The following is a 20,016-nucleotide window of genomic DNA, read 5'->3' on the forward strand; positions in this document are numbered from 1 at the left end:
ACAGGGAATATAAATCAGACCCCAAATTGTGTGCAAGTTGCCCATTATTAGACCAATGTACAAGATCGAAGAACCATCAAAAAGTAATAACTCGGCATCTTTGGGAAGAATTCAAGGAAAAAGTTAGATTGAATAGGTTATCACAATCTGGAAAAATGCTTTATAAATATAGAAAAGAAAAAGTTGAGCGGAGCTTCGCAGATTCGAAAGAACTGCATGGGCTTCGCTACTGCAGGTTAAGGGGATTGCACAATGCGAGTGAGCAAGTACTACTCACAGCAGCGTGCCAGAACATGAAGAAGATTGCCACACACCTAGCAAAGCTAGGCTAGGTGTGTGGGAGTTTATTTTCATTAAAAATTTCTTACTTAATGAAATAGTTATGACAGAATTAAAAAAGCTTGTAGAGAAAAAACACCTACTTTCTCTACAAGCTGAATCAAGCAAAATATTGCTTGATTTTTTCTATTAATTAACAACTAGCTTTACTGATGCCAGTTAATTATTAAAATTAATACTTACTAAAGATATTTATTTTAATATTGTCTACGATTAAACTTATCATTTAAAACTCCTACGAGAGATGCCGATATAATAATTAAACCACTTAAAATCGTAGCAAACCGAATATTTATGTGATCTATCATAAATCCAAATATATAGTAACCGATTGGTAAAAACAAAAGACCACCAAACATTTGCAGACTTGTAACACGACCGAGATATTCTTCTTCAATTAATTCTTGAACGGTACTATCCCATATAATTACAAATGATGTAATGGAAAATCCTATACCAAACATGATTATTAAAGATATTAGAAAATACTTAGAAAATGACAAAAACAATATTAATAGCCCCAAACTAAACATAAATATATAGTATTTTTTGAAGCTCTTGGAAACTTCTGATTGTCTACTAATTAACCATGCTCCTAAAAATGCCCCTAAAGCCATGCTACTCAAAAACCAACCAAAACTTTCAATTCCTTTGAAGTATTCATTTGCATAGATTGGGAGGATGATAACATCAAATGAAGCAATACCTATGTTAACTATGGAACCAATCAAGATACTTAAACCTAACCACTTATGTTTAAATAGAACCTGAAATCCTTCCTTAAATTGTAGGAACATTGATTTTTTAGACTCTAATTGCGGTTTTTTTTCTAAAAAAATAAATGCAAAGGCAAAGGCGGCAAGCAAAAATGATAAACCATTTATTCCAAAGGTTATAAATATGCCAAAAGTCGCAACTAAATAGGCGGCTAGAACTGGCCCCGCCATTTCCAAAACTTGTTGTGCCATCGATCTATAGGAATTCGCTTTAACCAGATGTTGTCTATCAACAATACTTGGCAATATCGCTTTTAATGTTGGTCGATATAAAGTATTCAATGCTCCCAAGAAAAAGGTAAGTAAGTAAATATGCCAAATAAGTATATTGCCGCTTATTATTAGATAGGTAATAAGTAAAAGGGCAATACCTCTCATTATATTAATGACTACAATCAGAAATTTTTTAGGGAGTTGATCTACGAGCATGCCGCCAAAAAGAAGAATAAAGAGTTGAGGTATAATAAACATACTTTGAGTTGCACTGATGTCACTTGCTTGACCATCCAGGTAGATGATTAGAAAAGGCAGGGAGGTTGAAAATAAAGCAATCCCTATAAATGATATTATTTGTCCACTAAATAACATAATGAAGTTTTTATTTCTCCACATTTTTAACCCCTCCAGATATTATTCTAATTACAAATATACATATTTCTATAATTATGTGCAAAATTTTTTCTTCTTTCAAAATATTTAATAAAAAGAGTTGACTTAATAATTTAACTATTATATATTCTAACATGAGGTAAATAAGTAAAAAATTAGGAGGTGATTTATAAAAGTACTAATATAATTAATAAAGATCACTCGGTAACGTTTGGAAAAGTCTAAGTCTAAAAATTGAAGAAGGGAATGGTATTAATGCTAAATACTAAGTTGGATTTATCAAAGGGTAAAGTTGAAGTATTTGCAACTAATTTACAGACACCTTCGCATATGGAATGGACAAAAGGCGGTAGATTATTAGTTTCCGAAACTAGTGCAGGAAGAGTAAGTGATGTTACCAATGGCGGAAAAATTACAGAGGACAATATTGTTTTTGATGGTTTAAATGGGCCTTCAAGTATTGCTCCTTTAGAGGATGGAAGAATATACGTTTGTGAAACCTTTGCAAATAGAGTAACGAATATAGGTAAGGATAGCGATAATGAAGAGTTGAATTTTGATAATTTCAACCGCCCTTACAGTATAGTTGTAAAGGATGGCAACTTAGAAGTTGTTGAAAGAGAATCAAACTTTTCAAATAGAGTAGTTAAAGTCAACATGGAAAATGGCGATATTTCTAAAAAAATAACTCATATCCCAGCTTTACCATTACCTGGTTTAGAAGGATTGCTACCTACAAAACAATTTAATGACAATTTTAGAGAGAACTGGTTCCTGTATTCTGGTTGCTCTGGTTGGAAAACCACTATGCTAGATAGGGAAGGTAAGATTCATTCTCTTTCTAGTAGCTCTGTTATGGGGACTATCGTTTATGACCCAGATATACCAGCTCCATTCTTAGACCTAGTTGATATGGTCGAGCCAATTGCTACTGGTTTAGATTTAATGGGTGGGATGATTCAAAATAAAGATAACCTTATGTTATATGTTACGCAGCCAAGAAAAGGGACTGTAATGGAAATCAATCCATTCGAGAGTAAAGATTATAGATTTACTCCACCAATTGTACAGGGATTGAATTTTCCAACATGTATTAGGTTTAGTCCTGATTATAAAGAAGCCTACGTTTGTAGTTCACCAACAGGTTCTATTTGGAGATTTTATGATTTTGCTTGAAAGTAGATTATAATACTTTTTTATAAAAATAACCTAAGTTCTATATAGAGTTTAGGTTATTTTTTCATTATTCCGTTATTAAGTAAAAATAGATTTGAAGAAATACCTTGCCGTTCGGTGATTTACTTATTCAGAAATCATTTAGATACCGCCAATCCGTGGCATTCTCTCATTTATTCTTCGTCTATTATCCATGACATTCTGTATTATTAAATGTTTTTTGCATGTAATCTAAATTATACAGAAGGATATTCTCCTCATATATCTCTGTCTCTCTAGTCCGCTTGGTTTAATATATATTTTTCCATTTTTAAGATAGTACGGACTTTTAAATGAAAAGAAGTAAGGATTACTGACATTTATTGTCACATCGATTTAAGATAGATAATAAATTCAATCTATGTTTCAAATTAAAAACTTGTCCTTTCAACGTTGACATCGGTGTATTATTTAGTAATTATTATAAGTACACACACAAACGAATTTACACACTTTTTATATAAGACACACACAAAGTAACATTTTAGAAGGTTTTATGTCCGTTTACACACTGAACGGAGGACATAATTACCATTTTAGGGTTAGTAATAATCATTTCTTCCTGTGGAACATAAAAATACTGAATCCATATACCGTCAAGATATTCATTACCCTTTTCTAGAATAATATTAATATCCTTGTCAGTATGAACCACCTCATCATTTTCTGTTGGTGTATCTAATTCAATATCATAGTGTGCATGATCCCCGTGTATATGAGTTACAAATACACGAATCATTTTCCCGTCTGCTTCATCTGTTTCCAGCATCTTTTTCAATACTTTAGCAGCATTTCTATTTATTTTGCATTTCATCTATCTAATCTCCTATCCAAGTGAATTCCTTCTTATTGTTCCACTTTTGAAAACAAAAAACAATTAATAATCCTTGGGAGATTCTTTTAACAACCGCAAGCGAAAGGCATTCATTGCAGTTTCACCTAATTGATCCATCAGATTATAATTTGCATATGCTCCGACAATTGCACCAAAGCCAGGTACTAATTGTAGCATTTTAACCAGATCGATGTAATCGCGATATTCTTGTTGAAAAACATGCCAATCCATGTCGACAAGCTTTTCCTTCTGTTCTTCCCAATTGTCGATAATAAAAAACGTCTCTCGCCTTTTTTCGTCATTGGAAAAAGCAAGTTGAAAGATATGTAGAATAAACAAACGCTCTTCATATTTATCTGTGTCGAATCCATAAACATTAGCTGCATCAAACAAAAATTTCATCTTAATTGAAAGCAGCAACGGAAAATCTGCTAGCCCAAGAAAGATTCCACCGGCACCGGTACCTGCTCCTTCTACGGTTGCCGTTTTGCGATAAGCTGACAACTTCTCCTTAACAAGTTCGTCCCGTTCATATAAACTCAATCCTGTTTGTCGCTTTTTAGTAGTTATATTTGATCCAACCAACGTAGCCTTCACCATATTTTTAATAGCTTCTGTAATTACTTGATGGGCCTTCTCTGGAATCATACTATTTATTTTATTCTGCGCTTTTTTCGAAAGACGATTGACCAAACCTGCACGTTTAAGAATTTTCACACGCCAAGCTTGTATATCTTCATATATACGCGATTCATACTCATTCATTGAATTCACCCTTATTATCGATATCGATCTTTATACACATTATCATACCTTTCCTCTTTACAATGTTCCATTAATTTATCCATACATATAACACGTGGTAAAACCCCCACTTCAAACCTACAAGGGGATCCTATGTAGTAAAGTGGGGATGATGAAACTGCTACTGATTGAAGATTACTTTATGTTAACTGCTGTTGGGCAAATTCACGGTATAGTTCATGAGTTTCAATTAATTCCTGATGGGTCCCGTTTCCTGTTACTCTTCCCTTATCGATAAAAATAATTTTATCCGCATCAACAATGGTGGATAATCGATGCGCTATAACAAATGTGGTCCTTCCCTCCATTAGTCTTGTCAAAGCTTGCTGGACAATACCCTCTGATTGACTATCCAAACTAGCTGTCGCTTCATCCATCATGAGAATTTTAGGATCTCGTAAAAAGGCACGAGCGATATTAATCCGTTGGCGTTGCCCACCTGAAAGCTTTACACCTCGCTCCCCAACCTCTGTATCTAATCCTTTATCAAACGATCGAATAAACTCATCCGCATAGGCCATCTTTGTTACTTCCCATAATCTTTGATCTGGAATCAAATCTACATTTGGTAATCCATATGTTAGGTTTTCACGAATGGTTCCAGCCATCATTGCACTTTCCTGAGAGACATATCCGATTTGACTTCGCCATGACTTTAAAGACAGCTTTTGAATAGGAGTGTTACCTACTCTTATTTCACCACGATCTGGTTCATAATATCGTTCTAGCAGGGAGAATAACGTCGTTTTTCCTCCCCCACTTGGTCCAGCAAATGCGATCATTTCACCGGGATTAGCAGTAAACGTTACGTCTTTTAGGACCGACTCTCCCTCTTCATAGGAGAAAGAAACATTGGAAACATGAACAGGTTCATTGGTTATATTTTTTTCGATTCCATCCTGTCCCATTTCCCCAGGTACCTCTAAAATACGAATAATTCGCTCTGTAGCACCTTTAGCTTTTTGTAATTCTGTGAAAAACATAGCAAACGATGTAATGGGGTAAATAATTTGGAAAAGATAGAGCAAAAACGCAACTAGGGACCCTGTTGACATCGTTCCTTCTGCAACCCGGATTCCACCATAGCCAATAATAACCACAATAACAAACATGACTACGGTGTACATAAATGGACCGATAAGCGCAAAAATCCGAGCTTCTTTTAATCCATAATCATATAACTTCCCAATTCCAGTAGTTCCTTTTTTCTCTTCTACATGTTCAGCTGTCGAAGATTTCATTAACCTAATTTCACTTAATGTTTGTTGAATATTACCCGTAAAAGTTGCGGTTTCATCCTGTAACCCTTTTGACACCTTCGCCATGCGGCTGCCCAGTGGAATCATGATCATGAACGTAACGGGTACAGCTAGTAACATTAATAACGTCATCTTCCAATCCATAATGAGCAAAATTACGATCGCTCCGACAATCGTAATCAGCCCAGTAATGAATTGAGGAAAATGTTGTGAGATTAAGTTTTTTACGATTCCCGTATCATTAACAACACGGCTCACAGATTCACCACTCGGTTGTTTATCAAAATAACTAACCGGTAGACGGATCAGTTTTAACCACATCATCTCACGCAATCTAGCTACAATCTTCTGGCCGACAGCTGATAATAAATACGTAGATACCCCATCTACTACGGCCTGTAAAATAAAGACAACTAGAATGATAATGATTAGGGTTGTACTCAATGCTTCAACGGAGAATCCATCCACTAGTTCTCTCGTAAGTAGTGGAATGGAAAGTCCGACAAGCATTGTAATAATACTACCTATTGATCCTATCGTAAGTGCCAATTTAGGTATGTTGGTAGATAAAATTAAAGATATAAAAGGTTTCATGCCATTATCTTGTTTTTTCATATGAATTCTCCTGTCTCTAACAAAGCTTTACTTCAAATCAAGAAAAGCACCAGTATAGGATTCTCTTATTGCAGCAACATGTTCTGGTGTCCCTTCGGCAATAATTTTTCCTCCTTCTTCTCCACCATTGGGACCCATATCAATCACCCAATCCGAATCTCGAATAATATCACTATTATGTTCGACCACGATGACTGTATTTCCTGCATCTACCAATTTATTTAATAATAACAACAGATTTTTCACATCACTCAGATGCAAGCCTGTTGACGGTTCATCCAAAACATATAAGGTATGTCCTGCGTTAGATTTATTTAGCTCCTTGGCTAATTTTAGTCGCTGCCCCTCTCCACCAGATAAGGTTGTAAGTGATTGACCCCATTTTAAATAACCAAGTCCAACTTCACATAATAAATGAATGATGGTTGACATTTTCTTTTGATCTTGAAACAACGGCAAGCTATCTTCAATACTCATATGAAGAATATCGGAAATGGAATAACCCTGCATTTTCACAGCCAAAATTTCTTCCTTAAATCGTTTTCCTTTACAAGTAGGGCACCTTACTTCTAAGTCCGGTAAAAAGTACATATCTACTGCAACAGTCCCAAGACCTTCACATTTTTCACATCTTCCACCAGTTGTGTTAAAAGAGAAGTTTTTAGCGGTTAGCTTTTGCTGTTTCGCCTCAGGCAATTTAGCAAATAAATTTCTAATTAAAGTGAAAGCATCCGTATAAGTAGCTACATTGGAACGCCTCATCCGACTTAACGGAGACTGATCAACCGTTATTTTTTCCTTAATTTCCTCTAATCCAGTCAGTTGCTCGTATCCTTTTACAGGATTCCCTGCTATCCCTTCTGCAAGTATGTCGTACACTAGGGTAGATTTTCCTGACCCCGATACACCTGTTACCGTTATAAAGGAACCTAATGGGAAGGATACTGTAACATTTTTTAAATTATGCTTTGTTGCCTGGTGAATAGTTACAAATTGTCCATTACCTTCTCGACGAGGTTTTGGTTGGAAGTAGTTTTCTTTTAGAAAAGCTCCAGTAACTGATTCTGCTTGTTCTACTAATTGATGTAATGTTCCTTCTCCTACAATACTTCCACCTAATTGACCTGCACCCGGTCCCATGTCTATAATATGATCTGCTTCTTCCATCACATGGATATTATGTTCAATAACTAAAACTGTATTGCCTAAATCACGTAACTGCTTCAACACATTGATTAAACCTTTCGTGTCTTTCGGGTGTAGTCCAGCAGTAGGCTCATCAAGTATATAGAGTACACCTGTTAAGCCTGAACCTAGAATAGAGGCTAAGCGTAAACGTTGTGACTCTCCTCCAGACAAAGAAATAGCTTGTCTATCCATTGATAGATAACCTAACCCCACATTAACTACTCTTGTAACTTTATTTATTAAATCATGAAGGATTGTTTCCATAAGTGAATCTTCATCTTGAGCATGTTTTTCTTGTAAAACCTTCAGCCAGTCAAGAAATTCCGTTAAAGAAGATCGAGTGATGTCCGTAATCCGAGCCCCTCCTACTTTAACAAGCCTACTTTCCTCTTTTAAACGTTCCCCGTAGCATACGTTACATGGCTGTTTATAAAAGTATACCGCTTCACTAGTATCTCCAGCTTTTTTTTTGTACCTTCTCCACATCCCTGTAAGTACACCTTCAAACTTCCCATCACTAACCTTTTTAGGTGGCTTCTTATCTGGGAAATGCTTCATAAAATGGTCACTTTCAACGCCATAATACAACAGATCGCAAAGAACATCATCATAATCCTTTAACGGAAGATCAGCATTAAAATGAAGCCCATAAAAGGAAGCAGCAGCTTCTAATGTGCTTATTTGATAGGCTGCATATGAATCGTACCAAATGCGAACTGCTCCATCTCGTAAACTAAGTTCCTCATTAAATACTGCTCGGGTATTTATCTCAGCTACTTCTCCTAAACCACTACATGTTTCACATGCTCCAGCTATCGTATTGAAGGAAAAATGGGAGCTTGTTAATCTCTCCATTTCATAATTACAGGTAGGGCAATTGATATATTCCGTATCATGATGAGATTCTTCCATGTGAGTTACTTCTTTGTTGGTATCGATTAGAGGTGAAAATTTTGTCTGACAGCTCGGGCATGTACGTTCACCTAACTTTTCATAAATCATTCTCAAATAGGTATACATATCCGTCACAGTTCCTACTGTAGACCGGGGATTGCGATTTGTTATATGCTGGCCAACACTAATGGATGGTGATAATCCACTGATAGATTGAACCTTTGGCTTGGTGAACCAAGAAGAAATCATGCCACTGGACTCCATATAATGCCTTTGACACTCTTGTTGTAGAATATCCATTGCTAACGTCGACTTCCCTGATCCAGAAGGACCCGTTAGTACAACTAATTTGTTTTTTGGGATATCTACAGATACATGCTTCAAATTATTTTCATAAGCACCTTTAATTGTTATGACATCCTTCACATAACCAACCTCCTCTTTATTAAAAGCTTTACAAATTCATCATACAACACTAATGCAAGACCCTATTCGAATAAAATTGATCCTTTGATAACGGTATTTCATCTAAAAAATCCGTCACAATACTTTAATGTTTATTGTTAATGTTTGGGTAATAGTTTATGATGTTCTTTAGAAAAGTTAATAAAGAGGGTGAAGCGATGTATTATAAACCAATTGAAATTGCAAGATCACTTGACATAACCCCTAGTGCACTACGTCATTATGAAGCATGGGGGATTGTCCCCGCTCCTAAACGAAAGAAGAACGGCTATCGCTTATATACCGAAGAACATGTTGCATACTTTCGATGTATTCGAGCGATGTATCCTGGGTTCGGTATGGACATTACTAGAACCGTAATGAAATATATTCAGGATAATAAAACAGCTGAAGCCTTCTGGACGGTAAATAAAGAACAAGCTAAACTACAACAGGAGAAAGTACTAACTGACCAAACCCATGAACTATTACAAGAATCATTTGTCTCCACCCTTCCTGAGACTTTTAGTAAAGAAAAAATGACCATAGGATATATTTCCAAACTAGCAGATGTTCCAGCTTCTGCTATTCGACATTGGGAAAAGGAAGGGTTAATTACGCCAGAACGAGACCCAGAAAATGGGTACCGATTATTCAATCAAATGCACCTTCGTCAAATCCTTGTTATTCGAGCACTCAGAAGGACCGTTCACTATTTAGAAATCATGAAAAATATTGTAAAAGAAATCGAACATAATAATATAGAAGAAGCCAAGAAAGCAACAAAAGAAGCACTTGAAAATATTAATTTCCAAAACCGCAATCAATTCCATGGCATCTGTGAATTGTACAAATTATGTGAAGTACTAGACTTAGTATAAGATGGACGGTGGATGCATGATAAAATTAAACCACCGAATATTTACATTGGGTAAATACGCGGTGGTTTAATAAACCTTATTTCAAACTAATAGCTGCTGTCCTATTATTAAAATCAACATCCTTATAATAGGCGTTTTTCACCAATAGATTCGGTCCTAAACACTTAACAGCTGGACAATGACAATTTAACTGTTTTGCTGTACTCGTTTCTAACCATCGAGAATATGCTTCTGGTAGGGAAGTGTCTTGAATATTTCCAACAGAAGGCTCCTCATCGCCAAAATCTGTCACGATTACCTCTCCAGTAAATATATTCACATTTAGCCGTGAACGACCATCTGGATCATTTCGAACCGTTACATTTTTCTCCTGATAAATTCGCTTTAGAAGTGCTAAATCTTCTTGATTCGAGTTACATGCATAAAACGGCAATGTCCCAAACAGCATCCATAAATCTTTTTTTCGATGATCTAGTAATCTTGTAATCGCCAATCTAATTTCATCTAGATGTAATGTTTCTAAATTACTAGCAAAATCAACTGGATACATCGGATGTATTTCATGTCGAGTACAACCCATTTCCAAAACATGATCATGAATTTTCTCTAAATAGGGGTAAGTTCGTCTATTTAACATTGTCTCTGCTGATACCATAACACCTTCTCCAGCGAGTGCTTGCGAATTTTCTACCATTCTCGCAAAATACTTTTTTCGATTTTCCTCAGAAGGTTTACGCTCCATACGTGCAAAACCAGTTTCTGCAAACTCTTCTTCAGTTCCCCAGTTATGTGAAATATGTAAAACATCGAGATATGGAATTATAGCTTCATAGCGTTGAAAAGGAAGCGTTAAATTAGAATTAATTTGTGTTCTTACTCCTCGTTCATGTGCATATTTAAGCAGGGGTACCACATATTCTCTGATTGACTTTTTATTCATCATTGGCTCTCCACCAGTAATACTTAGTGTACGTAAATGTGGAATTTCTTCTAAACGATTGAGTATCAAGTCAATTGGCAATGCAGCTGGATCTTGGTGTTGCAGCGTATACCCAACCGCACAATGCGCACATCGCATATTACAGAGATATGTAGTAGTAAATTCAATATTAGATAAGGTCATTTTTCCGTGCTCTTCCACATCCATATATGCCTCCCATGGATCAAACTGTGGAGATAACGGCTTAACATTTAGTTTTGCATTCATCTAGAAACTTCCTTTCGGTGTATTTTCATGATGTTTGTACATCCTATAATCAAAACGCATTTGTATTCAACAATGTTCCTTCATGAAATTACCACATATTTTAACTTCGAACAACTTCCGTTCCAGCCACAAAATCATATACGGACTTTCTACTTGGATTAGTTAACGGCATTAAAACATAGATTAAAATTGCGACGTTAACAGAAGTAAGTATAATAAGTACCGTTGAATCTGATAAGATGGTTGGTAACATCAAACGATACACCCCGAAATGAGCCAGTTCCCAGGGTAAAAATTTTACCCCCGTCCTTAAAACAGAACGCACGAAGCCAATACGATTTCCTTGCCGATCTACAACACGAATCCCTACCTTTTGCTTCCCCCATGTCCCTTGTCTTTTGGAACACTCACCTATAATGAAGTACAGGGAAACTGGTAGAGTCATCATTAGAAATCCTGTAAGTTGTGCAGTAACCACCGATTCAGTGAATAACGATGTCATCAGTGGACGAAAAAAAACGGAAACCGTTCCTATCACCAAAACACCATATAAGATAATGAGGAGATAATCTAAGAGGAAAGCGAATAAACGAGTTTTTAATGAGGCATTTTTAGACGGTTCTTTATTCATTTCAACCCTCCTTCCTAATCATTTTCATCACTTTATTCTAGCATAAAATAAAACCTCGAACTCCTTCATTATGGAATTCGAGGTTACAATTATTATCCGTGTATATCTCTTCTATTATAACCCACAAAACCAATTGCCGTTATAACAATAGCAATCAAAGTTAATATTCCAATTGGCATCCAAGTCATATCCTCAACTGGTAATTGTGGAACATGGCCGAAAGGTGATAATTGGCCAACCCAATCATCTAACTGGAAAATTCCTCCCAGGTAAAGCACCATAAACGAGTAAAATATATAAAACCAAATTAGACTCGTCAACCTTGGCAAATACCCTATGAATAATACGGAAACACTGATCATCACTAGAATCGCTGGATAGTAAGCTAACGCCATACCATAAATCGTACCAAATTCAAATGGTTCATCCATGACAGACACACCAGCCGCCCATAACCCTATAGCAGCTAATGAAATCATCACAAATCCATTAATAACAGAGATTACTAGATAGCTTGCCATTAATTTAGTCCGAGAAACAGCTCTTCCTAACAAATGTTCCACATGATTCTTTTTCTCTTCCCCATACAATTTATTCATTGCCATAACCGGAGGAACAGTTGCTAGAATACCCATAACAATCATTAACATTGGTAAGAATTGTTCCGTAAACGAGTGCCCTTCTCCTGATGATGCTAATATTTGCATCATCATTTCATTACCTTCAAAAAAGGAATCCATATCACCTAAAACAGAACCATAGGATGCCCCCATAACAAACATCCCAATTGCCCACGAGATGATGCCTGTACGTTGAAGTCGTAACGCAAGCCCAATTGGAGATTGCAAAAAGGAAGATGCATGCTTCTTACCAGGTCTTGATGGAAGAAATCCCGCCTCCAAATCCCTAATTGCATTTAAGTAATTTGCAATAATAAATAAAATGATAGATACACCTAACATTAATAGAATTGGCCACCAATTATTTACGCCATAAGCCTCTGTTTTCGTTACCCACCCTAGCGGAGATAACCAACTTAGTGATTCATTACTTACATCCGTAATTCCTCGTACCAAATAAGCAATAAGTAGGGCTGCTATCGAAAACCCAATTGTTCCACGTGAGCTCTCGGTTAGTTGTGCAAAAAATGCGGTAACCCCTACAAAAACAATTCCAGTTCCACCTAAAGCAGCTCCGTAAAGTAAGGATCCTTCTAAATCCATACTTTCTATATTTAATGCATATAAGCCAAACCCTACAATTAAAGCTAAAAGAATATGAGTTATCGTATAAACCACTAGTGTTGCATTTAAATTAGATAAACGCCCTACTGGTAACGATCGTATCATTTCAATACGTCCATCTTCTTCATCAGCTCTAGTATGACGAGTGACAAGTAAGATACTCATTAATCCTACAACAACTGCAGTTAAAAGTAACATTTGATGTGCTGTCATAACACCGAGAGTATAATTACTTAAATCATGAGGGCCAACCATCGCAATCATAGCTGGGTTTTCCATCGTTTCTGCCATGACATCGCGATCTTGTTGGGATTCATATAAACCCAAGAAAGCTATTGGTACGATAAATGTAAAGAAACAGATACCGATTAGCCACAGTGGAATACGAATACGGTCCCGTCTCAAAATTAACCTGGCAAGACGGCCAGTTCGTTTGTAAATCGGATTAGCCATTAGGATCTCCCCCCTGCTCCTGACTCCGTTTGCCCTTTTCCTTCATAGTGACGCATGAATAAATCTTCAAGCGTTGGTGGTGCACTTTCCAATTTCACGATTCCAAACTGACTAACATGTTTAATCACTGCATCTAATTCCTCTGTATCTACTTGGAATGCTAGTGCTTGATCTCTTTTTTCCACCTCATGAACACCATTTAATTCTGGTAATCCAGTAATAGGTTTATTCGTTTCAACAAGTAAGTTGGTTCGCGTTAAATGACGTAACTCACTTAATGAACCTGTTTCAATTATTTTCCCTTGACGAATAATGCCTACACGATCACATAACTTTTCAACTTCTGATAAAATATGACTGGATAGAAGCACACTTTTCCCTGCTTCCTTTGCTTCCATAACACATTCTTGGAATACTTGTTCCATCAATGGGTCTAACCCTGATGTTGGTTCATCCAAGATATAAAGGTCTGCATCCGATGAGAATGCTGCTACAAGTGCAACCTTTTGACGATTACCTTTTGAATAGGTGCGGCATTTTTTTGATGGATCTAAGTTAAATCGTTTAATTAGTTCTTCACGTCTGTTCTTATTATTTCCCCCACGTAATTTCACAAATAAATCAATAACTTCTCCACCTGTTAGGTTTGGCCATAGGTTAACATCTCCAGGTACATAAGCAATACGTTTATGAATTTCAACAGCATCAGACCAAACATCTCTTCCAAAAATTCTTGCCTTCCCTTCGGTTGCTTTTAAGATCCCTAACAGTATTCTAATAGTTGTCGATTTCCCTGCACCATTTGGACCAATAAATCCAAATACTTCCCCTTTCTTTACTTCTAAATCAACCCCATCCAATGCTTTAAACTTCCCAAATTCTTTTTTCAGGTTATACACTTGTAACACACTCATTCTATTCCCTCCCTTTTTTGTTAGAAAGCCTGCTTATCCTTAATTCAGAGCGAAAGCTTTCGTTGCACTTATCCAGTAAAGAAAGCTTATACTTTCTTATCTGTCAAAAAAATCATTCTTTCCTGTCCGTGTAATAAATGGTTTTTAACACTTCTAGATAGTCATAAAACTCATCCCAGTAAGGATCCATATTCGTAGTAACCAAGTTTTGCTGTTTAAAGTGATTAATTAGTTCATTTTGGTAACCTTCAATGGACCACCTGATAAGCTTAAACGCTTTTTCTGGATCAACATCGCTACGAAATAGCGTGGTATCAATATTTTCATATAACATGGAATAACCCATTTGCATAACTTTTTCATGTCGTTGTTTCAAATCTCGTGAAATATCCGATTCTTCTTTAATAAAAATGTTTGCTAGAAAACTAAGCACATTTGGGTATCTTTTATTGAATTCAAATTTAATTCTTGCGATTTGTCTTAAGCGTTCTATAAAGTCAGTTTCATTCATATCAATTTTGTCGAAAAATTCACTTAAGATAGTATCTAAACTAAATTCCACAAGGTAATGGTATAGTTCTTTTTTATTCTTAAAATAATAAAAGAGCATCCCTTTACCAATACCAGCACATTTTACTATTCGGTTTGTCGAAGCCTTCTCATATCCATTTTCAGCAAATTCTAATAGTGCTGCATTTATGATTCTTTCTTGTTTATCTTTATCGAGGTTGTAAAATGTTTGATTAATCTTAAATCACCTCTCATCAAGAGTTTATTTATCTCCATCTATTTTTAGACCACATCGGTCGATTTTAGTTTAACATTTTAGACCAGGGTGGTCAATGTTAGTTCGGTAATTTTTTTCCAAATAAAAAAAGGTAGCATCTAAGAACATAGATGTTACCTCTTTTAAATCAATTATTTAGAAACTTTGATACTCCCATTCACCGTTTGTAGCTTAATTAAATTCTCACCGTCGCCTATAACAGTATGTCTAGAATCATTCCCCAGAATATCGACTTTTCCATTGACAACCTCAACATCTATCGTAGCATTCGTAGGTTCTTGATCTGTTTGGATACTAATTTTTCCATTAACAGACTCTAAATCCATGGGACGATCCAAATGATCCACGACTAGATTAATGCTTCCATTGGTCACATTACTAGAGATGTCACCATTAACATGTTGAAGTAAAATTTTCCCATTCTCTGAACTCACATTTGTTGTATTAGTTTCCATATTTCGTAATTGTATAGCACCATTTACTGACTCAACTTCCGCATGATTTACATGTAAATCATTTACGTTGATTTTTCCATTTATAACATCAATAGTTAATGCTTCATATTGTTTTTCAGGTACATAAACTTTTAACGATGGCCCTGAAAAACTAAAATCGAAACTAATAAAATTGAAAAACCTTTTTTCCTTCAATTCTACGTAAAGAGAGTCATTTTCGACTTCAGCTTTAAAGTTATACTTTTTATTCCTTCCTTCAGAGGAAATGAATTCTACTGTTGTGTTCTTTTCGTTCGTTGGTAAGATTTCCACACTGGAATTATCTGACTCAATGTTGATATTTATAATATCTTGATCATCGAAAGATTCTTCTTTTGTTATCGGCTCCGATGCGAAAGCCGTGCGAAACGTTAACATACTTCCTACGCCACCTATAATGATTAAACCAACTGCAATCGTTATTAATAACTTCTTCTTAGGCATTCTTCATGCCTCCTTTTACAAGATTCACATTATATGTCAAATAACGAACAAAAGCATTCATTAATACTTTTGTCACATAGAACATTCCAATAGCAATTAACAAACCAAGTCCCGCTAGTAAAAGTGAAAAGAATAAATCAAACAACACAAAATGATCTAGTGCAATCGTCATATTAACAAGAACTAACAGCGGGGAAGCAATAAAAGAGACCGCTACCGCCCAGCCTGAGACTACGATAGCTACCAATGCAATAAAAGGACCTAATACAATAACCAAGTTGAAAAATCCAAGGCCAATTACCGCCCAAACTGCACGGAGTATATTTCCAGCGGTAATACTTCCTTCTACTTGGTCCACGTGGTAAGTAGCAACCAATTCTTTAGCAATATGGTTTGGTGAACCAAGCGACTCCACAATCTGAGCTTCCGTCTTTCCTTCCTCTAAGCCAAAAGTAAAATGTTCCTCAAAATCCTGTAAAATATCATTTCGTTCCTCAACTGGTAGCTTGCCTAATGTTGCATTTAGGTTATCCATAAATTCTTTCTTATTCACGATTAACACCTTCTTCTATTAATTGATTTACTCCATTCGTAAAAGTCTCCCATTCTTGAAGAAGTTCATCCAAGTACCTTCTTCCCTCATCGGTTAACTTGTAGTATTTGCGGGATGGCCCTTCAGTTGACTCCTTTAAATAAGTTGTGAAATACCCGTCTTTGGTTAAACGTCTTAATAATGGGTATACGGATCCCTCAGAAATTGCAATCCGATCTGATATCCTTTGTACTAACTCATATCCATACCGATCCTGTTTATCTAACAAGACGAGAACACATAACTCTAAAACACCTTTTTTAAATTGTACATTCACGATTGATTCCACCTCACGAAAAGGATGAGTACTATACATTGTATAGTACTGTGATAAAAATTATACCTTACAACTACAATTTAACACACACTACTGTTTATTGCAAGGTACTATTTAATAATTAGTTAAAGCACGGAAATAGCTACTTGCTATCCCGTGCTCTTACATTTTATTTCTTATAAAATTTCATCCTGTTTCGGAATGACCAAAACATATAGAGGTATAATAAAATCACTAAACTTACAATAGACAAGGAAATATACTGCAGAACATAACCATTCCAAGTTGCAATAATTCCAATTTGACTCACTAAAAGTAATAAAAATAAAGTAATATAAAATGAGATCATTCGTTTATACGAATCTTTAATGGACTCAGCATCCGAGTATAATTTCTTTATTCCAGACTGATCTGCTTCCGTACGAAAATAATGGAATAGATTTAATGCATTCCCTACATGTTGCCAACCAGCATCACGGTATAACTGAAAATATTCTTCTTCTGCATCTGGCCGAAAATCTGTTTGATATATATAGGATTCATTTAGATTTTCATCGAAATAATACATACAGAATCGATATTTCTTTAAATGCAGCCCTTTCCTCGACATTTCAGTTAACCATTGCTCTTCTTTCTCTAGATTAGATGCAAGGAACACTCTAAACTTTTTAACAGTCATATTTATCCCTCCATATTTTTCATTATATATTTTGCATTTTCTACCAGTGATTTCAACCGACTAAATTCCAATTGTAGAACTTGTATGCCTAAATTAGTTAATTCATAATACTTGCGTCGATCATCATCGTCATTTTTTGCTTTTGTAATGATGTTCTGCTTTTCAAGTTTACTTAAAGCACCATACAACGTCCCTGGCCCCATTATTACTTCTCCTCGGCTGATCTCTTCAACATCCTTTATAATTCCATAGCCATGACGTATTTCTCTTAAGGATAATAAGATATAATACGTTGCTTGGGATAAAGGTAGAAACTCCTCTGGCTGTTTCGACATGAATCTTCACCGCCTAACTATATCGTAACTCGATATATCGTATACCGATATAATAACAAGACTATCTTAATGAGTCAAGTATATTTAAACAATAATTAACAACGCACATACGATAAGAAAAATACTCTAATCACTATACTAAGATTCCCTACAAGAAAGATAAATTGATGACATTGATTTTTTTATTTATACTAAATGAAATGAAAGGAGTTTAACAATATGGGACAAATGAAGCTAGAATCAAAAGTTTTATCGATATTAAAAGACAAAATCCAATCCATTCAAACAACGGATGGTGCAATATATTTAGTGGGGCCAGTTAAGCTTCCAGTTAATTTATACGGGGAAACAGTAGAATTCAATTGGTATTGTTGGTTAAATTGTGAGACCGTTACCGATGATTATCAGCAAATTATCGATAATTTATCATCCAAAAACTTAGCTGAAAATCAACAATCTAGTGTACTCGTTTACGGGGATTTCGAAAATAGTGATGATGCATTAATTCGCATGCATTCAATTTGTCATACAGGAGATATCTTTGGGAGTAAACGATGTGACTGTGGTTTTCAATTAAAAGAATCGATGAAAAAGGTTAAGGAGCATGGAGCGGGGGCGATTTTTTACTTAGCAAATCATGAAGGCAGGGGTATTGGTTTATTCTCAAAAGCTATGGCGTATGTTCTACAGGAAAATGGCTACGACACAGTAGAAGCAAATGAAAATCTAGGCTTTGTGAATGACTCTAGAAACTATGATGATGCAATAAGAGTACTTCAAAGACTTCGTTCTAAGCCAGTAACCTTGATTACAAATAACCCATTAAAATTAGAGGCATTACAAAATGCAGGGTTACCTGTATCAGGTAGAGTTCCACTATGGGGCGATATCTCCGAATACAATGAAAAATATCTACAAACTAAAATAACAAAGTCTGGTCACCTTGAAGAGGAGAGGACTTGCTCCAATGACTAGCCATGAATTTTATATGGATTTGGCTATACAAAACGCTAAAGCAACAAAAGGTCAAACAGATCCAAATCCATTAGTTGGATCTGTTATTGTTAACGATAATCGTATTGTAGGGATAGGTACACATTTAAAAGCTGGAGAACCTCATGCTGAAATCCACGCACTACGAATGGCCAAAGAGCAAGCAAAAGGCGGTACCATTTATGTGACACTAGAGCCTTGTTCTCACCATGGTAGAACAGGTCCATGTGCTGAAGCTATTGTAGAAGCCGGTTTGAAGAAAGTCGTCATTGCTACGCTAGATCCAAATCCAATAGTAGCTGGTAATGGCGTCAAAATCTTAGAGAACGCCGGAATTGAAGTAGAAGTGGGGATAGGTGAAGAAGAATCTAAACATATGAATGAAGTCTTCAACAAGTTTATTGTTGAGAAGAAGCCTTTTGTCACGATGAAGGCCGGAACAACTTTAGACGGAAAAGTTGCCACCCGTACACGAAATAGCAAATGGATCACTTCAGAGGAATCTCGGTTGGATGTTCATCAGTTAAGAAGTGAAAACATGGCTATTCTAGTAGGGATTAATACAGTAATAGAGGATGACCCTTCGTTGACATCACGAATACCTAATGGTCGTAATCCAATTCGAGTGGTTTTAGACTCAAAATTAAGAATTCCATTGGATGCTAAAGTGGTGACAGATCAAGAAGCAGAAACATGGATATTTACTAGCCAACAGCATGATTCAGATAAAAAACGGGCACTTGTTGATGCAGGTGTTTCGGTATTTGTAACAAACCGAGCTTCAACTGTGGATCCCAACGAAGTAGTAACGATCCTTGGCGAAAAATTAGTATCATCTGTTTTCATTGAAGGTGGCGGAAATATCCATGCATCATTTTTAGAAAATAAACTTGTTGATAAAGTTGTCTTATATTTCGCGCCAAAATTGATCGGCGGAAAAGATGCACCAACATTCTTAGAAGGAACAGGTTTCGAGCTCATGAAAGAAGCTGTCGAATTAAGAGATACAGATATTGTGCGGATTGGAAGCGACTTTAAATTTATTGGGTATCCCATATATAAACTTGATACAGAGTAAAAATTGCGGATACGAATGGATACGATCAT

20 protein-coding genes are annotated in these 20,016 nt (G+C 35.9%); 5 read left to right on the top strand and 15 right to left on the bottom strand.

Annotated features, from left to right (window positions below; all coding sequences use genetic code 11):
• Positions 1-332, top strand: a 332-nt coding sequence (locus GMD78_RS12775) for a transposase (protein ID WP_196493696.1), incomplete at its 5' end; no start/stop codon positions are given.
• A gap of 204 nt (positions 333-536) precedes the next feature.
• Here the strand turns inward: GMD78_RS12775 and GMD78_RS12780 are convergent.
• On the bottom strand, positions 537-1,727 hold the full coding sequence (locus GMD78_RS12780) for an MFS transporter (protein WP_155669210.1): 1,191 nt from the start codon (positions 1,725-1,727) through the stop codon (positions 537-539).
• Positions 1,728-1,979: 252 nt separating this feature from the next.
• Here GMD78_RS12780 and GMD78_RS12785 point away from each other — a divergent pair, with 252 nt between their 5' ends.
• Positions 1,980-2,900, top strand: a complete 921-nt coding sequence (locus GMD78_RS12785; protein WP_196493811.1) for an NHL repeat-containing protein — start codon at positions 1,980-1,982, stop codon at positions 2,898-2,900.
• A gap of 523 nt (positions 2,901-3,423) precedes the next feature.
• On the opposite strand, the gene GMD78_RS12790 is transcribed toward GMD78_RS12785, so the two are convergent.
• The 4 genes from GMD78_RS12790 to uvrA all read right to left on the bottom strand — a co-directional run bounded on the left by GMD78_RS12790 (position 3,424) and on the right by uvrA (position 8,960).
• On the bottom strand, positions 3,424-3,753 hold the full coding sequence (locus GMD78_RS12790; RefSeq protein ID WP_155669212.1) for an iron-sulfur cluster assembly accessory protein: 330 nt from the start codon (positions 3,751-3,753) through the stop codon (positions 3,424-3,426).
• A gap of 63 nt (positions 3,754-3,816) precedes the next feature.
• Positions 3,817-4,539: an EcsC family protein gene (locus tag GMD78_RS12795; RefSeq protein WP_155669213.1), complete on the bottom strand. Its 723-nt coding sequence runs from the start codon at positions 4,537-4,539 to the stop codon at positions 3,817-3,819.
• Positions 4,540-4,718: 179 nt separating this feature from the next.
• Complete coding sequence (locus tag GMD78_RS12800) at positions 4,719-6,452, bottom strand: ABC transporter ATP-binding protein (protein WP_155669214.1); 1,734 nt, start codon at positions 6,450-6,452, stop codon at positions 4,719-4,721.
• Between the two features lie 27 nt (positions 6,453-6,479).
• Complete coding sequence (gene uvrA / locus GMD78_RS12805; RefSeq protein ID WP_343042299.1) at positions 6,480-8,960, bottom strand: excinuclease ABC subunit UvrA; 2,481 nt, start codon at positions 8,958-8,960, stop codon at positions 6,480-6,482.
• 197 nt (positions 8,961-9,157) lie between these two features.
• Here uvrA and GMD78_RS12810 point away from each other — a divergent pair, with 197 nt between their 5' ends.
• Entirely contained in the window at positions 9,158-9,859 is a 702-nt protein-coding gene (locus GMD78_RS12810; protein WP_155669215.1) for a MerR family transcriptional regulator, read from the top strand.
• Between the two features lie 76 nt (positions 9,860-9,935).
• On the opposite strand, the gene yfkAB is transcribed toward GMD78_RS12810, so the two are convergent.
• The 10 genes from yfkAB to GMD78_RS12860 all read right to left on the bottom strand — a co-directional run bounded on the left by yfkAB (position 9,936) and on the right by GMD78_RS12860 (position 17,916).
• A complete protein-coding gene (gene yfkAB / locus GMD78_RS12815) occupies positions 9,936-11,066 on the bottom strand; it encodes a radical SAM/CxCxxxxC motif protein YfkAB (RefSeq protein ID WP_155669216.1) in 1,131 nt (376 codons plus the stop codon).
• Between the two features lie 100 nt (positions 11,067-11,166).
• Positions 11,167-11,697, bottom strand: coding sequence for an RDD family protein (locus GMD78_RS12820; RefSeq protein WP_155669217.1), 531 nt, complete (start codon positions 11,695-11,697; stop codon positions 11,167-11,169).
• Between the two features lie 92 nt (positions 11,698-11,789).
• Positions 11,790-13,394, bottom strand: a complete 1,605-nt coding sequence (locus GMD78_RS12825; RefSeq protein ID WP_155669218.1) for an ABC transporter permease — start codon at positions 13,392-13,394, stop codon at positions 11,790-11,792.
• A complete protein-coding gene (locus GMD78_RS12830; protein ID WP_155669219.1) occupies positions 13,394-14,308 on the bottom strand; it encodes an ABC transporter ATP-binding protein in 915 nt (304 codons plus the stop codon). The genes GMD78_RS12825 and GMD78_RS12830 overlap by 1 nt, the downstream gene beginning before the upstream one ends.
• A 112-nt stretch (positions 14,309-14,420) precedes the next feature.
• Entirely contained in the window at positions 14,421-15,056 is a 636-nt protein-coding gene (locus tag GMD78_RS12835) for a TetR/AcrR family transcriptional regulator (RefSeq protein ID WP_343042312.1), read from the bottom strand.
• Positions 15,057-15,226: 170 nt separating this feature from the next.
• Positions 15,227-16,033: a DUF4097 family beta strand repeat-containing protein gene (locus GMD78_RS12840; protein ID WP_155669220.1), complete on the bottom strand. Its 807-nt coding sequence runs from the start codon at positions 16,031-16,033 to the stop codon at positions 15,227-15,229.
• Positions 16,026-16,586: an HAAS signaling domain-containing protein gene (locus GMD78_RS12845; protein WP_343042300.1), complete on the bottom strand. Its 561-nt coding sequence runs from the start codon at positions 16,584-16,586 to the stop codon at positions 16,026-16,028. The genes GMD78_RS12840 and GMD78_RS12845 overlap by 8 nt, the downstream gene beginning before the upstream one ends.
• Entirely contained in the window at positions 16,579-16,902 is a 324-nt protein-coding gene (locus GMD78_RS12850) for a PadR family transcriptional regulator (RefSeq protein WP_343042301.1), read from the bottom strand. The genes GMD78_RS12845 and GMD78_RS12850 overlap by 8 nt, the downstream gene beginning before the upstream one ends.
• Positions 16,903-17,071: 169 nt before the next feature.
• Positions 17,072-17,581 (bottom strand): DUF2812 domain-containing protein, encoded by a 510-nt coding sequence (locus GMD78_RS12855; protein WP_155669222.1) that lies wholly within the window; start codon positions 17,579-17,581, stop codon positions 17,072-17,074.
• A gap of 2 nt (positions 17,582-17,583) precedes the next feature.
• Positions 17,584-17,916 carry a PadR family transcriptional regulator gene (locus GMD78_RS12860; RefSeq protein ID WP_155669223.1) on the bottom strand — a complete coding sequence of 111 codons (333 nt, stop codon included), beginning with the start codon at positions 17,914-17,916 and terminating at the stop codon, positions 17,584-17,586.
• Between the two features lie 219 nt (positions 17,917-18,135).
• Between GMD78_RS12860 and GMD78_RS12865 the strand changes: the two genes are divergently transcribed.
• Both GMD78_RS12865 and ribD read left to right on the top strand, forming a co-directional pair.
• Positions 18,136-18,891 (top strand): GTP cyclohydrolase II, encoded by a 756-nt coding sequence (locus GMD78_RS12865; RefSeq protein WP_155669224.1) that lies wholly within the window; start codon positions 18,136-18,138, stop codon positions 18,889-18,891.
• Positions 18,884-19,987 carry a bifunctional diaminohydroxyphosphoribosylaminopyrimidine deaminase/5-amino-6-(5-phosphoribosylamino)uracil reductase RibD gene (ribD, locus tag GMD78_RS12870; protein WP_155669225.1) on the top strand — a complete coding sequence of 368 codons (1,104 nt, stop codon included), beginning with the start codon at positions 18,884-18,886 and terminating at the stop codon, positions 19,985-19,987. Before GMD78_RS12865 ends, ribD begins: the two co-directional genes overlap by 8 nt.
• Positions 19,988-20,016 lie beyond the last annotated feature (29 nt).

The organism is Ornithinibacillus caprae (assembly GCF_009728145.1).
GTDB classification, from domain to species: Bacteria; Bacillota; Bacilli; order Bacillales; family Amphibacillaceae; genus Ornithinibacillus; species Ornithinibacillus caprae.

What these genes read in the sequence shown, in the direction of transcription:
- GMD78_RS12780 (WP_155669210.1), bottom strand. Translation starts at nt 1,727, where the DNA reads ATGTGGAGAAATAAAAACTTCATTATGTTATTTAGTGGACAAATAATA.
- GMD78_RS12785 (WP_196493811.1), top strand. Translation starts at nt 1,980, where the DNA reads ATGCTAAATACTAAGTTGGATTTATCAAAGGGTAAAGTTGAAGTATTT.
- GMD78_RS12790 (WP_155669212.1), bottom strand. Translation starts at nt 3,753, where the DNA reads ATGAAATGCAAAATAAATAGAAATGCTGCTAAAGTATTGAAAAAGATG.
- GMD78_RS12795 (WP_155669213.1), bottom strand. Translation starts at nt 4,539, where the DNA reads ATGAATGAGTATGAATCGCGTATATATGAAGATATACAAGCTTGGCGT.
- GMD78_RS12800 (WP_155669214.1), bottom strand. Translation starts at nt 6,452, where the DNA reads ATGAAAAAACAAGATAATGGCATGAAACCTTTTATATCTTTAATTTTA.
- GMD78_RS12810 (WP_155669215.1), top strand. Translation starts at nt 9,158, where the DNA reads ATGTATTATAAACCAATTGAAATTGCAAGATCACTTGACATAACCCCT.
- yfkAB (WP_155669216.1), bottom strand. Translation starts at nt 11,066, where the DNA reads ATGAATGCAAAACTAAATGTTAAGCCGTTATCTCCACAGTTTGATCCA.
- GMD78_RS12820 (WP_155669217.1), bottom strand. Translation starts at nt 11,697, where the DNA reads ATGAATAAAGAACCGTCTAAAAATGCCTCATTAAAAACTCGTTTATTC.
- GMD78_RS12825 (WP_155669218.1), bottom strand. Translation starts at nt 13,394, where the DNA reads ATGGCTAATCCGATTTACAAACGAACTGGCCGTCTTGCCAGGTTAATT.
- GMD78_RS12830 (WP_155669219.1), bottom strand. Translation starts at nt 14,308, where the DNA reads ATGAGTGTGTTACAAGTGTATAACCTGAAAAAAGAATTTGGGAAGTTT.
- GMD78_RS12840 (WP_155669220.1), bottom strand. Translation starts at nt 16,033, where the DNA reads ATGCCTAAGAAGAAGTTATTAATAACGATTGCAGTTGGTTTAATCATT.
- GMD78_RS12855 (WP_155669222.1), bottom strand. Translation starts at nt 17,581, where the DNA reads ATGACTGTTAAAAAGTTTAGAGTGTTCCTTGCATCTAATCTAGAGAAA.
- GMD78_RS12860 (WP_155669223.1), bottom strand. Translation starts at nt 17,916, where the DNA reads ATGTCGAAACAGCCAGAGGAGTTTCTACCTTTATCCCAAGCAACGTAT.
- GMD78_RS12865 (WP_155669224.1), top strand. Translation starts at nt 18,136, where the DNA reads ATGGGACAAATGAAGCTAGAATCAAAAGTTTTATCGATATTAAAAGAC.
- ribD (WP_155669225.1), top strand. Translation starts at nt 18,884, where the DNA reads ATGACTAGCCATGAATTTTATATGGATTTGGCTATACAAAACGCTAAA.